The organism is Croceicoccus sp. YJ47, assembly GCF_016745095.1.
Taxonomy (GTDB): domain Bacteria; phylum Pseudomonadota; class Alphaproteobacteria; order Sphingomonadales; family Sphingomonadaceae; genus Croceicoccus.
The window spans coordinates 2,419,115-2,433,303 of sequence record NZ_CP067087.1; the positions used below are offsets into that span (position 1 = coordinate 2,419,115).

Annotated in this window: 22 protein-coding genes; 21 read left to right on the top strand and 1 reads right to left on the bottom strand. The window is 63.1% G+C overall.

The features are described 5' to 3' along the window. The first annotated feature begins 18 nt into the window (after positions 1–18). The 21 genes from rplP to JD971_RS11920 all read left to right on the top strand — a co-directional run bounded on the left by rplP (position 19) and on the right by JD971_RS11920 (position 13,525). Positions 19–453, top strand: coding sequence for a 50S ribosomal protein L16 (gene rplP / locus JD971_RS11820; RefSeq protein WP_202083645.1), 435 nt, complete (start codon positions 19–21; stop codon positions 451–453). Positions 454–470: 17 nt separating this feature from the next. After that, positions 471–680, top strand: a complete 210-nt coding sequence (gene rpmC / locus JD971_RS11825) for a 50S ribosomal protein L29 (protein WP_202083647.1) — start codon at positions 471–473, stop codon at positions 678–680. A gap of 10 nt (positions 681–690) precedes the next feature. Then, the gene (rpsQ, locus tag JD971_RS11830; RefSeq protein WP_202083650.1) at positions 691–972 is read left to right on the top strand and encodes a 30S ribosomal protein S17; all 282 of its coding nucleotides are present in this window, start codon (positions 691–693) and stop codon (positions 970–972) included. A 70-nt stretch (positions 973–1,042) separates the two neighbouring features. Beyond that, positions 1,043–1,411, top strand: coding sequence for a 50S ribosomal protein L14 (rplN, locus tag JD971_RS11835; RefSeq protein ID WP_202083652.1), 369 nt, complete (start codon positions 1,043–1,045; stop codon positions 1,409–1,411). Continuing rightward, positions 1,411–1,731 carry a 50S ribosomal protein L24 gene (gene rplX, locus JD971_RS11840; RefSeq protein ID WP_202083655.1) on the top strand — a complete coding sequence of 107 codons (321 nt, stop codon included), beginning with the start codon at positions 1,411–1,413 and terminating at the stop codon, positions 1,729–1,731. Before rplN ends, rplX begins: the two co-directional genes overlap by 1 nt. Further along, entirely contained in the window at positions 1,724–2,302 is a 579-nt protein-coding gene (gene rplE / locus JD971_RS11845; protein WP_202083657.1) for a 50S ribosomal protein L5, read from the top strand. The genes rplX and rplE overlap by 8 nt, the downstream gene beginning before the upstream one ends. Before the next feature lie 27 nt (positions 2,303–2,329). Continuing rightward, positions 2,330–2,635 (top strand): 30S ribosomal protein S14, encoded by a 306-nt coding sequence (gene rpsN / locus JD971_RS11850; protein WP_202083659.1) that lies wholly within the window; start codon positions 2,330–2,332, stop codon positions 2,633–2,635. A gap of 11 nt (positions 2,636–2,646) precedes the next feature. Continuing rightward, positions 2,647–3,042 (top strand): 30S ribosomal protein S8, encoded by a 396-nt coding sequence (gene rpsH, locus JD971_RS11855; RefSeq protein WP_202083661.1) that lies wholly within the window; start codon positions 2,647–2,649, stop codon positions 3,040–3,042. Then, the gene (gene rplF, locus JD971_RS11860) at positions 3,042–3,575 is read left to right on the top strand and encodes a 50S ribosomal protein L6 (RefSeq protein WP_202083663.1); all 534 of its coding nucleotides are present in this window, start codon (positions 3,042–3,044) and stop codon (positions 3,573–3,575) included. The genes rpsH and rplF overlap by 1 nt, the downstream gene beginning before the upstream one ends. A gap of 1 nt (position 3,576) precedes the next feature. Continuing rightward, positions 3,577–3,921, top strand: a complete 345-nt coding sequence (gene rplR / locus JD971_RS11865) for a 50S ribosomal protein L18 (protein WP_202083665.1) — start codon at positions 3,577–3,579, stop codon at positions 3,919–3,921. Between the two features lie 2 nt (positions 3,922–3,923). Further along, complete coding sequence (rpsE, locus tag JD971_RS11870) at positions 3,924–4,706, top strand: 30S ribosomal protein S5 (protein WP_371809752.1); 783 nt, start codon at positions 3,924–3,926, stop codon at positions 4,704–4,706. 6 nt (positions 4,707–4,712) lie between these two features. After that, positions 4,713–4,892: a 50S ribosomal protein L30 gene (gene rpmD / locus JD971_RS11875; RefSeq protein ID WP_202083667.1), complete on the top strand. Its 180-nt coding sequence runs from the start codon at positions 4,713–4,715 to the stop codon at positions 4,890–4,892. Positions 4,893–5,068: 176 nt separating this feature from the next. Continuing rightward, positions 5,069–5,536 (top strand): 50S ribosomal protein L15, encoded by a 468-nt coding sequence (gene rplO / locus JD971_RS11880; RefSeq protein WP_202087622.1) that lies wholly within the window; start codon positions 5,069–5,071, stop codon positions 5,534–5,536. A 124-nt stretch (positions 5,537–5,660) separates the two neighbouring features. Continuing rightward, positions 5,661–7,025 (top strand): preprotein translocase subunit SecY, encoded by a 1,365-nt coding sequence (gene secY, locus JD971_RS11885; RefSeq protein WP_202083669.1) that lies wholly within the window; start codon positions 5,661–5,663, stop codon positions 7,023–7,025. A 33-nt stretch (positions 7,026–7,058) separates the two neighbouring features. After that, the gene (locus tag JD971_RS11890) at positions 7,059–7,703 is read left to right on the top strand and encodes an adenylate kinase (RefSeq protein ID WP_202083672.1); all 645 of its coding nucleotides are present in this window, start codon (positions 7,059–7,061) and stop codon (positions 7,701–7,703) included. A gap of 248 nt (positions 7,704–7,951) precedes the next feature. Then, complete coding sequence (gene rpsM / locus JD971_RS11895; protein WP_202087632.1) at positions 7,952–8,320, top strand: 30S ribosomal protein S13; 369 nt, start codon at positions 7,952–7,954, stop codon at positions 8,318–8,320. A gap of 52 nt (positions 8,321–8,372) precedes the next feature. Beyond that, positions 8,373–8,762: a 30S ribosomal protein S11 gene (gene rpsK, locus JD971_RS11900; RefSeq protein WP_057884041.1), complete on the top strand. Its 390-nt coding sequence runs from the start codon at positions 8,373–8,375 to the stop codon at positions 8,760–8,762. A gap of 114 nt (positions 8,763–8,876) precedes the next feature. Further along, positions 8,877–9,932: a DNA-directed RNA polymerase subunit alpha gene (locus JD971_RS11905; RefSeq protein ID WP_202083674.1), complete on the top strand. Its 1,056-nt coding sequence runs from the start codon at positions 8,877–8,879 to the stop codon at positions 9,930–9,932. 111 nt (positions 9,933–10,043) lie between these two features. Continuing rightward, a complete protein-coding gene (rplQ, locus tag JD971_RS11910) occupies positions 10,044–10,463 on the top strand; it encodes a 50S ribosomal protein L17 (protein WP_202083676.1) in 420 nt (139 codons plus the stop codon). A 153-nt stretch (positions 10,464–10,616) separates the two neighbouring features. Further along, on the top strand, positions 10,617–12,809 hold the full coding sequence (locus JD971_RS11915; protein ID WP_202083678.1) for a prolyl oligopeptidase family protein: 2,193 nt from the start codon (positions 10,617–10,619) through the stop codon (positions 12,807–12,809). Between the two features lie 131 nt (positions 12,810–12,940). Beyond that, positions 12,941–13,525: a hypothetical protein gene (locus JD971_RS11920; RefSeq protein ID WP_236672073.1), complete on the top strand. Its 585-nt coding sequence runs from the start codon at positions 12,941–12,943 to the stop codon at positions 13,523–13,525. Positions 13,526–13,573: 48 nt separating this feature from the next. Here JD971_RS11920 and JD971_RS11925 read toward each other — a convergent pair whose 3' ends face one another. After that, complete coding sequence (locus tag JD971_RS11925) at positions 13,574–14,188, bottom strand: trimeric intracellular cation channel family protein (RefSeq protein ID WP_202083679.1); 615 nt, start codon at positions 14,186–14,188, stop codon at positions 13,574–13,576. Position 14,189 lies beyond the last annotated feature (1 nt).

A 14,189-nucleotide genomic window follows, 5' to 3' on the forward strand; every position in this document is an offset into this window, starting at 1 on the left:
GGGAGCTGAGTAGATAACATGCTGCAACCGAAAAAGACCAAGTTCCGCAAGGCGTTCAAGGGCAAGATCCATGGCACGGCCAAGGGCGGCACCACGCTGAACTTCGGGTCCTATGGCCTGAAGGCGATGGAACCCGAGCGGATTACCGCACGCCAGATCGAGGCGGCCCGCCGCGCGATCACGCGCCACATCAAGCGTCAGGGCCGTCTGTGGATCCGCGTGTTCCCGGACGTTCCGGTGTCGAAGAAGCCTGCCGAAGTCCGTCAGGGCAAGGGCAAGGGTTCGGTGGAATACTGGGCCGCTCGCGTGAAGCCGGGCCGCATCCTGTTCGAGCTGGACGGCGTTGCCGGTCCGCTCGCGGCCGAAGCGTTCGAACGCGCCGCAATGAAGCTGCCGATCAAGACCAAGGTCGTTGCCCGCCTCGGCGACAGCTCGCACCTTGGCGGCGAATAAGTAGGGAAGTCGAGAATATGGCAAAGATTGAAGATCTTCGCGGGAAGACCGACGACCAGCTTTCGTCCGATCTCGCTGAGCTGAAGCGTGAGGCGTTCAACCTCCGTTTCCAGGCTGCGACCAACCAGATCGAGCGTCCGGCGCGGATCAAGGAAGTTCGCCGCGATATCGCCCGCATCAAGACGCTTCAGACCGAACGCACGCGTTCGGCCGAAGCGCAGGCTTGAGGAAACACCGATGCCCAAACGTATCCTGACCGGCACCGTGGTGTCCGACAAGACCGACAAGACCGTCGTGGTCAATGTCGAGCGCAAGGTGAAGCATCCCCTTTACGGGAAGATCATCCGTCGTTCGAAGAAATATCATGCACACGACGAAGAGAACGCCTACAAGCCCGGCGAAGTCGTGCGGATCGAAGAGACCAAGCCCATGTCCAAGCTGAAGACATGGCGCGTCATCGACCGCATCGTCGCCGGCAAGGGTGAGGCCGTCGAGGCGGATCTCTCCGAAAGCGCCTGAGGCGTTAGACAAGTTTGTGGAACTGCCGGACATTTTGTTCCGGCAAGCCAATTGAGAAGGAACCGGATCCATGATCCAGATGCAATCCAACTTGGATGTCGCTGACAACAGCGGCGCCAAGCGCGTCCAGTGCATCAAGGTGCTGGGCGGCTCGAAGCGGCGCACCGCGAGCGTTGGCGACGTCATCGTCGTCTCCGTGAAGGAAGCGCAGCCGCGGGCCAAGGTGAAGAAGGGCGACGTGCACCGTGCCGTGATCGTCCGCACCCGCAAGGATGTGCGCCGTCCCGACGGCAGCGTCATTCGTTTCGACGGCAACGCCGCCGTGCTGGTGAACAAGAACGAAGAGCCGATCGGCACGCGTATCTTTGGCCCCGTCGTGCGCGAACTGCGCGGACGCGGGTTCATGAAGATCGTCAGCCTGGCTCCGGAGGTGCTGTAATGGCTTCTGCAAAGATCAAGAAGGGTGACAGCGTCGTCGTCCTGTCCGGCAAGGACAAGGGCCAGACCGGCACCGTGCTGCAGGTCATGCCGAAGGACGGCAAGGTGCTCGTGGATGGCGTGAATGTCGCCACCCGCCACCGCAAGCCGACGCAGGCGAACCCGCAGGGCGGCATCGACCGCAATCCTGCGCCGATGGCGATCTCCAAGGTTGCCGTAGCCGACCCGAAGGATGGCAAGCCCACCCGCGTCCGCTTTGAAGAGCAGGACGGCAAGAAGGTGCGCGTCGCCGTCAAGTCCGGAGAGAAGATCGATGGCTGATTATACCCCCCGTTTCCGCGCCAAGTACGACGAAGAGATCGTCAAGGCGATGACCGAGAAGTTCGGCTACAAGAACGGCTTCGAAGTTCCCCGGGTCGAGAAGATCACGCTCAACATGGGCGTCGGCGAGGCGAGCCAGGACAAGAAGAAGGTCCAGACCGCCGCTGCCGAGATGGAGCTGATTGCCGGGCAGAAGCCCGTCATCACCAAGGCGAAGAAGTCGATCGCACAGTTCAAGCTGCGCGAAGACATGCCGATCGGTTGCAAGGTCACCCTGCGCCGCGAACGCATGTACGAATTTCTCGACCGTCTGGTCACCATTGCGATGCCGCGCATCCGCGATTTTCGCGGGCTGAACCCGAAGAGCTTCGACGGGCGCGGCAATTACGCGATGGGCATCAAGGAGCAGATCATCTTCCCCGAGATCAGCTACGACCAGATCGAAACGGTGCGTGGGATGGACATCATCGTCACCACCACTGCCAAGACCGACGAGGAAGCGCACGAGCTGCTGCGCCTGTTCGGTTTCCCGTTCCCTGCAGAAGAGCAGGACAAGAAGGAGGCGGCGTGAGCCGCCCCGGAAAGAGAGCTTAAGTCCATGGCGAAACTGAGTTCCATCAACAAGAACGAGCGTCGCAAGAAGCTCGCTCTGAAATATGCTGCGAAATACGCGAAGCTGAAAGCTATCGCGGACGACGAATCGCTCGAGGAATCGGAGCGTTGGATCGCGCGGCTTCAGATGGCCGAAATCCCGCGCAACGGTAACCCGACGCGCATCCGCAACCGCTGCACGACCACCGGTCGCCCGCGTGGTTATTACCGCAAGTTCGGTCTCAACCGTATCGAACTGCGCGATCTTGCCAACAAGGGCATGATCCCGGGCGTAACCAAGTCGAGCTGGTGAGGATCTGAACGATGGCAATGACCGATCCCCTGGGTGATATGCTCACCCGTATCCGCAACGGCCAGCAGGCGAAGAAGGATTCCGTCCTTTCGCCCGCGTCCAAGCTGCGCGCGAATGTTCTCTCGGTTCTGGAACGCGAAGGCTACATCCGTGGCTATAGCGAAGACGAGACCGGCAAGCACAAGGCGCTGCGGATCGAACTGAAATATTTCGAAGGCGAACCTGCGATCAAGCATGTCGCCCGCGTGTCCAAGCCGGGCCGCCGCATCTACTCGGGCAGCAAGGAGCTTCCCAGCGTGCGTGGCGGTCTTGGTATCACCATCGTCTCGACGCCGCGTGGCGTGCTTTCGGATGCCGAAGCGCGCAACGAGAACGTCGGCGGCGAAGTGCTTGCGGAGGTGTTCTGATGAGCCGCATCGGTAAACGCGCCGTCCCCATGCCCAGCAATGTCGAGGCGAAGATCGCCGATGACGTGCTGACGGTGAAGGGGCCCAAGGGCACGCTGACCCTCGGACTGGCCGACAACATTTCCTACGAAGTGCGTGACGGCGAAATCTCCGTGCAGCCTGCGAACGATTCCAAGGAAGCACGGGCTTTCTGGGGCATGCAGCGTACGCTGGTTTCCAACCTCGTCGAAGGTGTCACCGAGGGTTACACCAAGGTGCTCGAGATCAACGGCGTTGGCTATCGTGCACAGGCTTCGGGGCGCAAGCTCAAGCTGCAGCTCGGTTTCAGCCACGACGTCGATCTCGATGTGCCGGAGGGTGTCGAGGTGAAGACGCCCGATCAGACCACGATCGAGATCAGCGGCATCGACAAGCAGGCCGTCGGCCAGTTCGCCGCCGAGATTCGCCGCTGGCGCAAGCCCGAACCCTACAAGGGCAAGGGCATCAAATATCGCGGCGAGTATGTCTTCCGCAAGGAAGGGAAGAAGAAGTAAGATGGCAAAGCTTTCCCTTTTCGAACGTCGCCGCCGCCGGGTCCGCACCGCGCTGCGCGAGCGTGGCAATGGCCGCCCGCGTCTCTCGGTGCACCGCACCGGGCGCCACATCTACGCCCAGGTCATCGATGATGCGCAGGGCCGGACCCTGGCCGCGGCATCGACGCTCAACGGCAAGTCGACCGGCGCAACGGCCGATGCCGCCGCTCAGGTGGGCAAGGATATTGCCGCCGCCGCCAAGAAGGCGGGCGTGACGTCCGTGGTGTTCGACCGTGGCGGTTTCCTTTTCCATGGCCGCGTCAAGGCGCTGGCCGACGCCGCACGCGAAGGCGGGCTGGAGTTCTGATGATGGCTGACGAAAACAACAACGAAGCGACCACGGTCGACAACGCGGGCAGCACGCCCACGCCGACGACGGCAAGCACCGAGGCGGCCGACAATCAGTCGCCCGCAGCCGGCGATCCCTCGCAGCCGCGTGAACAGCGTGGTCGCGGCGGACGCAACGATCGCGGCGGCAACGAGCGTGGCGGTGGCCGCGGTCGCGGTCGCGGCGGACGTGACGACCGTCGTGGCGGTCGTGGCAACAACGACGATGGGGAGGAGCTGATCGAAAAGCTCGTCCACATCAACCGCGTGTCCAAGACGGTGAAGGGCGGCAAGCGCTTCGGTTTTGCGGCACTGGTCGTGGTCGGCGACGGCAAGGGCCGCGTCGGGTTCGGCAAGGGCAAGGCCCGCGAAGTTCCCGAGGCGATCAACAAGGCGACCGCCGCGGCAAAGAAGACGATGGTTCGCGTTCCGCTCAAGGAAGGCCGCACGCTTCACCATGACGGCAAGGGCCGTTTCGGTGCGGGCAAGGTCAATGTCCGCACGGCCCCGGCCGGTACGGGCATCATCGCGGGCGGTCCGATGCGCGCCGTGTTCGAAAGCCTGGGCGTTGCCGACGTCGTGACCAAGTCGGTCGGCACGTCCAATCCCTACAACATGATCCGCGCGACATTTTCGGCGCTGACGAACCAGTCGTCGCCGAAATCGGTGGCGCAGCGTCGCGGCAAGAAGGTCGCCGACCTGCTGGGCCGTGGCGGATCGACCGAGGCCGAGGCGGAAGCCGAAGCCGCGGCAGTCGTGGAGTAAGCGAGCATGGCCAACACCATCAAGATCAAGCAGACCGGTTCGCCGATCCGCCGTCCCGAATCGCAGCAGAAGATCCTTATCGGTCTGGGGCTGGGCAAGATGCATCGCATTGTCGAGCGTCAGGACACGCCCGAGGTTCGCGGCGCGATCGCGAAGATCCCGCATCTGGTGAAGATCGTCGATTGATCGACGCCAGACGTAACGATTGAAAGGCCGGGCACGCGCTGCCCGGCCTTTTTCGTAATGGCGACAATCCTTCGGTGCGGGGGGTGACATTTCCCCGCGCTATGGCTAAGGCGCCCACTTCCGACGGTTCCTTCGGGGGCCGACAGCGCGAATCAAAGCGAAAGCGAGTGCAGATTATGAAATTGAATGAAATTCGTGACAACGACGGTGCCCGCAAATCCCGCATGCGCGTGGGCCGCGGTATCGGCTCCGGCAAGGGCAAGACCAGCGGTCGTGGCCAGAAGGGCCAGAAGAGCCGTTCGGGCGTCGCCGTCAAGGGCTTCGAAGGCGGTCAGATGCCGCTCCACATGCGTCTGCCGAAGCGCGGGTTCAACAACCCGTTCGGCAAGGATTATGCCGAAGTGAACCTGGGCATGATTCAGAAGTTCATCGACGCCGGCAAGCTCGATGCGGGTGGCGTGATCGATCATGCTGCGCTGAAGGCCGCCGGTCTCGCACGCGGCGGCAAGGACGGCGTCCGCCTCCTTGCCAAGGGTGAGCTGACCGCGAAGGCGCAGTTCAAGGTCGCAGGCGCGTCGAAGGGCGCGCGTGAAGCGGTCGAGAAGCTGGGCGGCTCGGTCGAGACGCCCGAAGCGGCCAAGTAAGGTCCTGCAACCGGTCCGGGCGCACACGCACCCGGGCCGGTTCGTTCATGCGTCGTTGTCGGCCGATCTCCGTTCGCCGCGACGCAGGAGCATTCTTTCGCCCCAACAAGGCATTTGAGCGATCATGGCATCACGAGCCGACAATCTTGCAAGCAATCTGAGCCTCGCCAATTTTTCGAAGGCGACGGAGCTGAAGAACCGGATCTGGTTCACGATCGGCGCGCTGATCGTGTTCCGTTTCCTGAGCTTCGTTCCGCTTCCCGGCGTCAATCCGCTGATCCTTCAGGATCTCTATGCGCAGACGCGCGGCGGCGTGCTCGATCTTTTCAATACGTTTTCGGGCGGTAGCCTCGAGCGCATGAGCCTCATCGCGCTCGGCGTCATGCCCTACATCACCGCCTCCATCGTCGTGCAGCTTGCCGCCTCGCTTCACCCCGCGCTCGCCGCCCTCAAGAAAGAGGGCGAGAGCGGGCGGAAGAAGCTCAATCAGTATACGCGCTACGGCACGGTCGGGTTGACTGCGGTGCAGGGCTATTTCCTCGCGGTCGGCCTTGAAAGCTATTCCGCGGCGAGCGGGTTGCAGGCTGTGGTCGATCCCGGCCTGATGTTCCGCATCGGCGCGGTCATCAGCCTCGTCGGCGGGACCATGTTCCTGCTCTGGCTGGGTGAGCAGATCACCTCCCGCGGTATCGGCAACGGCGTTTCGCTGATCATCATGGCGGGCATCATCGCGCAGTTCCCGACGATCACTGCCCAGCTTTTCGAGGGCGGGCGTTCCGGCTCCATCTCGCCGTTCCTGATCGTGGCGCTCATCATCGTCATCGTCGGGCTCGTGCTGTTCATCTGTTTCATGGAGCGTGCGAACCGGCGTCTGCTCATTCAATATCCCAAGCGCGCGGGTCAGCGCGGCATGATGCAGGCGGATCGCAGCCATCTGCCGCTCAAGCTGAACACCGCCGGCGTCATTCCGCCGATCTTCGCAAGCTCGCTGCTGCTGCTGCCGCTCACCATCACGCAGTTCGCCGGCAGTTCGGTGACGCCCGACAGCACGATGGGCGGGGTCCTTGTGACGCTCAACCAGTATCTCCAGCACGGCGCGCCGCTCTACATGCTGCTCTATGCGGCGGGGATCATCTTCTTCACCTTCTTCTACACCGCGGTGGTTTTCAATCCCGAAGAAACGGCGGAGAACCTCAAGAAGAACGGCGGCTTCATTCCTGGCATCCGTCCGGGGCGGAACACGGCGAACTATCTGGACTACGTGCTGACGCGCATCACGGTCATTGGCGCGGCCTATCTGACGCTCGTCTGCGTCCTTCCGGAATATGTGATTGCGCTAACGGGCTTGCCTTTCTTTCTCGGCGGCACCAGCCTGTTGATCGTGGTCAACGTCACCGTCGATACGATCGCACAGATTCAAAGCCATCTGCTTGCGCATCAATACGGCGATCTCATAAAGAAGGCGAAGCTGAAAGGCCGCCTGCGATAACCGGCTCAGCCGGACGGTTTGGGGAAACCTCGCATGAACATCATCCTTCTCGGCCCGCCCGGTGCAGGCAAAGGCACCCAGTCCCAGCGGCTCGTCGACCGGCGCGGCATGCGCCAGCTTTCGACCGGCGACATGCTTCGTGCCGCGGTGAAGGCGCAGACGCCGATCGGGCAGCGCGCGAAAGCGGTGATGGATGCAGGGGAGCTCGTCTCGGACGAGATCGTGTCGGCGCTGATTTCGGTAGAACTCGAAGCGATGGATGAAGATACGGGGGCGATCTTCGACGGCTATCCCCGGACGGCGGTGCAGGCCGCCGCGCTGGACGAGATCCTGGCCAAACACGGTCGCAACCTCGATCACGTCATCGAACTCGAGGTCAACGAGGATGCGCTCGTCGAGCGGATCGTCGGACGGTTTTCGTGCGCCAATTGCGGCAAGGGGTATCACGATATCTTCGAACGCCCGAAAGTCGAAGGTGTCTGCGACGTCTGCGGCGCGACGGAGTTCAAGCGCCGCCCCGACGACAATGAGGAAACCGTGCGCACGCGCATGGCGGAATATCGGGCGAAGACCGCGCCGATCCTTCCCATCTATGATGCGCAGGGCATCGTGTCGCGCGTGGACGGCATGGCCGATATCGAGGCCGTGACCGATCGGATCGAGGCCATCCTTTCCTGAGCGCCGCCCGGCACCGCGCCGGGGGCAGTCGCGGTGCCGTCCGCAGGGCGTTGACAGCGACTGCGAATCTGCGTAAGCGCGCCCTTCGCTCGCCATGAATTCGGATTTTGTCCGGTTTCCCGTATCGACGGGGTTTCCGGCCCATCCGCCATTCGTGCGGGCATCAACGCTATGAGATGGGGAGTCGCCGGACTGCCTTCGGTCATAACCGAAGCATCGGCAACGGCCCTGTGGAGCAGGAGAAAAAAGTGGCTCGTATTGCCGGGGTAAATATCCCCACCAACAAGCGCCTGATTATCGCGCTGACCTATATTCACGGTATCGGCCCGCAGTCCGCCAAGGACATCGCCGACAAGCTCGCCATCGATCACACCCGCCGGGTGCAGGATCTGACCGACCAGGAAGTCGTGCAGATTCGCGAAACGATCGACAGCGACTACACGGTCGAGGGCGACCTTCGCCGTGAAACCGCAATGAACATCAAGCGCCTGATGGATCTGGCCTGCTATCGCGGTCTTCGCCATCGTAGGGGCCTTCCCGTTCGCGGCCAGCGTACGCACACCAATGCGCGCACCCGCAAGGGCAAGGCAAAGCCGATTGCCGGCAAGAAGAAGTAAGCGGGCCTAGGCCCAGCTTTCCCTTCCCAGTTCTACGACAGGAATTTCCATTATGGCACGCGAACCCCAGCGCATTAAGCGGCGCGAGCGCAAGAATATCTCCAGCGGCGTCGCGCATGTGAACGCCAGCTTCAACAACACCATGATCACCATCACCGATGCGCAGGGCAATGCGATCAGCTGGTCGTCTGCCGGCATGATGGGCTTCAAGGGCAGCCGCAAGTCGACGCCCTATGCCGCGCAGGTTGCCGCCGACGATGCCGGCAAGAAGGCAGCGGAGCATGGTGTCCGCACGCTCGAGGTCGAGGTCAAGGGCCCCGGTTCGGGCCGTGAAAGCGCGCTGCGCGCTCTCCAGGCGGTGGGTTTCACCATCACCTCGATCCGCGACGTGACCCCCATCCCGCACAATGGCGTGCGTCCGTCCAAGCGCCGCCGCGTCTGATTCGAACGCGCGAGGACGGGCCGGAAGGATCCCCGGTCCGTCCTTCGGATCATCTGCCTGGCGGCCGTCATCCGGATGGCGCCGCAATTCATGTTAAAACCCTAGGGGAAGTCCATGTCCGTCAATAACAAGAACTGGCAGGAACTGAAAAAGCCCAACAGCCTCGAGATCAAGAGCGGTGGCGATGCCAAGCGTCGCGCGACCTTCGTCGCCGAACCGCTGGAACGCGGCTTTGGCCTGACGCTCGGCAATGCGCTGCGCCGTGTGCTTTTGTCGTCGCTGCAGGGCGCAGCGATCACGTCGATCAAGATCGACAACGTCCTTCACGAATTCTCATCCCTCGCCGGCGTGCGCGAGGACATCACCGACATCGTGCTCAACATCAAGCAAGTCGCGCTCAAGATGGAAGGCGAGGGCGCAAAGCGTCTGAACCTGTCCGTCACCGGCCCTGCCGAAGTGAAGGCGGGCGATATTGCCGTGACCGGCGATATCGAGGTGATGAACAAGGATCTCATCATCTGCCACCTCGACGAGGGTGCGACGCTGAACATGGAACTGACCGCAGAGAGCGGGAAGGGCTATGTTCCCGCGGCGCAGAACCGTCCGGCCGATGCGCCGATCGGCCTCATCCCGATCGACGCGCTCTATTCGCCGGTGCGTCAGGTGTCCTACAAGGTCGAGAACGCCCGCGTCGGGCAGGAACTCGACTACGACAAGCTCAACCTGACGATCGAGACCGACGGAACCGTCACGCCCGAGGATGCCGTCGCCTATGCCGCGCGCATTCTGCAGGATCAGCTCACGCTGTTCGTGCACTTCGAGGATGGCATTCCGCAGGGTGCGCAGCAGACCGCCGGCGTCGCCGCACAGCCCGAGGAATCGGACGCCAATCAGCTCAACCGTTACCTGCTCAAGAAGGTCGACGAGCTGGAACTGTCGGTGCGTTCGGCCAACTGCCTCAAGAACGACAACATCATCTACATCGGCGATCTGGTGCAGAAGACGGAGGCGGAAATGCTCCGCACCCCGAACTTCGGCCGCAAGTCGCTGAACGAGATCAAGGAAGTGCTCTCCAGCATGGGTTTGCGTCTCGGGATGGATATTCCGGGCTGGCCGCCCGAGAATATCGAGGAAATGGCGAAGAAGCTGGAGCAGGAACTGCTCGGCTGATCGCGCTCGCGCCCCGGCATCGTCCGGGGCAACACGGGTTAGAAGGCTGCCCGTATCACAGCCTGTACCGGGGTACCTCGCACGGCCCCCTTACGAACCAGGAAGATTGAAATGCGTCATAAAATGTCCGGCCGCAAGCTGCAGCGCAAGACGGGCCACCGCAAGGCCCTCCTGCGCAACATGGCCGCCGCCCTGATCAAGCACGAGCAGATCAAGACCACCACGCCCAAGGCGCGCGAACTGCGCCCCTATATCGAAAAGCTGATCACGCTGGCGAAGAAGGGCGGCCTGTCCAATCGCCGCCTCGCGCAGGCGCGTCTCATGGACGATACGCAGCTGGTGAAGCTGTTCGATACGCTGGCGTCGCGCTACGCGGATCGTGAAGGTGGTTACACGCGCATCGTGAAGGCCGGCTTCCGCGCATCGGACGCCGCCCCGATCGCGATCATCGAACTCGTCGACCGCGATGTCGATGCCAAGGGTCAGGATTCGGGTCCGGTGCAGACCGAGGACGAATTCGAAGACGCCTGATCGCGTCACGAAACGAATGACGAAGGGCGTCGCGGGACAATGGTTCCGCGGCGCCTTTTTCATGGGCTTCATCCTCGTTTCATCTGAAATCTTGTATTCGCGGTGCGGATTGCGCATCTGTTGCGCAGAACAGATCGAAGAGGGAATGATTGCATGATTTCAGCCAAACGCATGGCCGGCCTGCTGGGTGCCGTATCGCTTGCCGCGATCGCGGTTGTGCCCGCGCAGGTTTCGGCTCAGGGAGCGCCCTCCGCCGTGAAGACCGACGAACCGACCCGCCCCGACTATCCCGAAACGAAGCGCGGCGATGTCGTCGAGACATTCTTCGGCGAACAGGTCGCCGACCCCTATCGCTGGCTTGAGGCGGACGTGCGCAACGACGCCCAGGTGGCCGACTGGGTTGCGCGGCAAAGCACCTATGCAGACGATTATCTCAAGCAATTGCCCGAGCGCGCGTTCTTCGAAAAGAAGCTTTCGCAGCTGCTCGACTACGAGCGCTTCGGCACGCCGGTGAAGGCCGGGGGTGCGCTTCTCTACGAACACAACACCGGGCTTCAGAATCAGAACGTCCTGATGATCGCCGACGCCGATGCCGAGACCATCGACGGGAGCGCGCGCGTCCTGCTCGATCCCAACGCGTGGTCGGATGATGGCACGACCGCCCTTGCCGGGTGGAAGACGTCCAAGAGCGGACGGCTCCTCGCCTATCTGGTGCAGGAGGGGGGAAGCGACTGGCGCACCGTCCGTTTCGTCGATACCGCCACCGGGGAACCGCTCGAGGACAGCATCGAATGGGCGAAATTCACCGGCCTGACCTGGCTCGGGGATGACGCCATCCTCTATTCCCGCTTTCCCGAACCCGAAGCGGGACAGGATTTTCAGGCGCTGAATTACAACCAGGCGGTGTATTATCACAAGATCGGCACGCCGCAGTCCGAAGACCGCCCGGTCTATGCGACCCCCGACATGCCAAAGCTGGGCCATGTGGCCAGCACGACGAGTGATGGTCGCTGGGTCGTGATCAACAGCACGGAGGGCACCGACCCGACCTCGCGCGTGCATCTGATCCCGGTGGGGCGCGGCGACTGGACGCCGATGACGCTCATCGCGGAGCCCGAGGCGCAGTGGGACCTGATCGAGGGGATCGGTGACCGGCTCTGGTTCGTATCGAGCAAGGACGCACCGCTCAAGAAGATCACTATGGTCGACCTGTCGGGCGACACGCCGCAATTCACCGACGTGGTGGCCGAGGCGGAGCAGAACCTCGAAGGCGCGGCAATCGTCGGCGACCGCATCGTGGCAAGCTACCTCGTCGACGCGGCATCACAGCTGCGCCGCTATACGCTCGGCGGAGAGAGCGCGGGGACAGTGGACCTGGCCGGCATCGGCTCCGTCGGCGGGATCAGCGGAGAGCCCGGCGACGACGATGCCTGGTTCGGTTTCTCGTCCTTCACGACGCCCGGCACGATCATGAAGCTCGACCCCGATACCGGCGCCACGCGCGATTTCGCGACGGTCGACCTGACCTTCGATCCGGATGATTACAGCGTGGAGCAGGTGTTCTACCCCTCGAAGGACGGGACCGAGATCCCGATGTTCATCGTCAAGCGCAAGGACGTGACCGGCCCCGCGCCGACGATGCTCTACGGCTATGGCGGGTTCAACATCTCGCTGACCCCGTCCTATAGCGCGACGCGCATGGCCTGGCTCCAGGGGGGCGGCGTCTACGCGATGGCGAACCTGCGCGGCGGCGGCGAATATGGCGATGCGTGGCACGATGCCGGCCGCCGCGCGAACAAGCAGAACGTCTTCGACGATTTCATCGCCGCGGGCGAATGGCTGAAGGCGAACGATGTCACGGGCGAAAATCAGCTCGCGATCGAGGGGCGGTCGAATGGCGGGCTCCTGATGGGGGCCGTCACGAATCAACGGCCCGATTTGTTCGACGCGGTGCATGCCGCTGTGGGTGTGATGGACATGCTGCGCTTCGATCGCTGGACCGCCGGGCGGTACTGGGTCGATGATTACGGCTACCCCGATCGCGAGGACGACTGGCGTATCCTGCGCAGCTATTCGCCGTACCACAATATCCGGTCCGGCACCGATTATCCCGCCATCCTGACCACCACGGCGGATACCGACGACCGCGTGGTTCCGGGGCACAGCTTCAAATATGCCGCCGCGCTTCAGGATGCGGAACTCGGCGAACGGCCCCGCATCATTCGCATCGAAACCAATGCCGGGCACGGCAGCGGCAAACCCGTTGCGAAGATCATCGAAGAGTTTTCGGACATCATGGGCTTCCTCGCCCACTGGACAGGCTTTACGCCGAGCGACGATCAGTAAAATTAAGGATGAACCCCGCGAATATGAACGAAACATATCCGCGGGGTTCAGTCGGGGCACATTGACCCCCGGCTATACCGGTTCCTGACGGGCAATCCCGCCCCGACCCCTGCCAAAGGAAGGAACCGCCCATGACCCCTGTAATGAAATCGCCCGTGATGAAGGCCATCGTCGGTACTGCCGCCGCCGGCACGATGCTGGCGACCGGTATTTCGCCTGCCTATGCCGACCGGCGCGACCGTGGCATCGATACTGGCGACATTATCGCAGGGGCCCTGATCCTGGGCGGGATCGCGGCGATCGCGACCTCGGGCGGGCGCAACGATCGTTATCGCGACCGTTACGACGACCGTTATGACCGGCGCTACGATCGCCGTTACGACAATCGCAATTCCTATTACCGAGGCGGTTCGGCGCGCGATGCCGTCGAACGTTGCATTCGCCAGGCTGAGCGCGAAGCCTATCGCCGCGGGTTCCGCCGGGTGGACGTGACCGACATTCGCGATGTCGACCGTCGCCGCGACGGTTACCGGGTGAAGGGGCGCATCGCCGTCGACACCGGCTATCGCGGCGGACGTTACGGCAATGGCTGGGGCGGCGATTATCGCGGCTATCGCAACGATATGCGGGGCTGGGATTCGGGACGCTTCGAATGCCGAACCGATCGTGGCCGCGTGAATTACCTCGATTTCGACAATATTCGCGGCCTGCGTTAAGCCATGGCGCGCCCGGCGGGTCGATCTCGCCCGGGCGCGTTTCCTGCCTCAATCGTCGCGCGAATAGGCCGGAAGCTCGATGCGCCAGACAAGCGCCGCCCCCCGCAATGCGAAACCGGCCAGCGCGGACACGCTCCAGGCAATCCCCTGCGGCAGACCCATCATCGTCAGTATGGCACAGCCGGACGCGGCAAGCGCCGCCGCGGTCACATATAGCTCGGGCCGCATCAGGATCGACGGCACGCCCGCCAGGACATCGCGGATAATCCCGCCGACGCATCCCGACACCACGCCCAGGACGATCGCCGGCAACAGCGCCACGTCATAGGCCATCGCCTTCGCCGTACCCAGCACCGCAAACGCGGCCAGCCCCGCGGCATCCGCCCATTCCAGCAAGCGGCCCTCCCACCATCGCGACGGCGTAAACCACGCGATCAGCGCGACGGCGAACACCACCGGCGCCACCTGCTCCGACCGGATCCAGAACGCCGGCACATCGATGAGGAGATCGCGCACCGTCCCGCCGCCGACCCCAGTGACCAGCGCAAAGAAACACACCGTCACGAAGCTTTGCCGCAGTCGCGCGGCGAGCAGCGCCCCGGTCAGCGCAAAGACCGCCGTGCCCGCAAGGTCGAGCAACGGCGGCAGGGCGGGGCCGTCCATG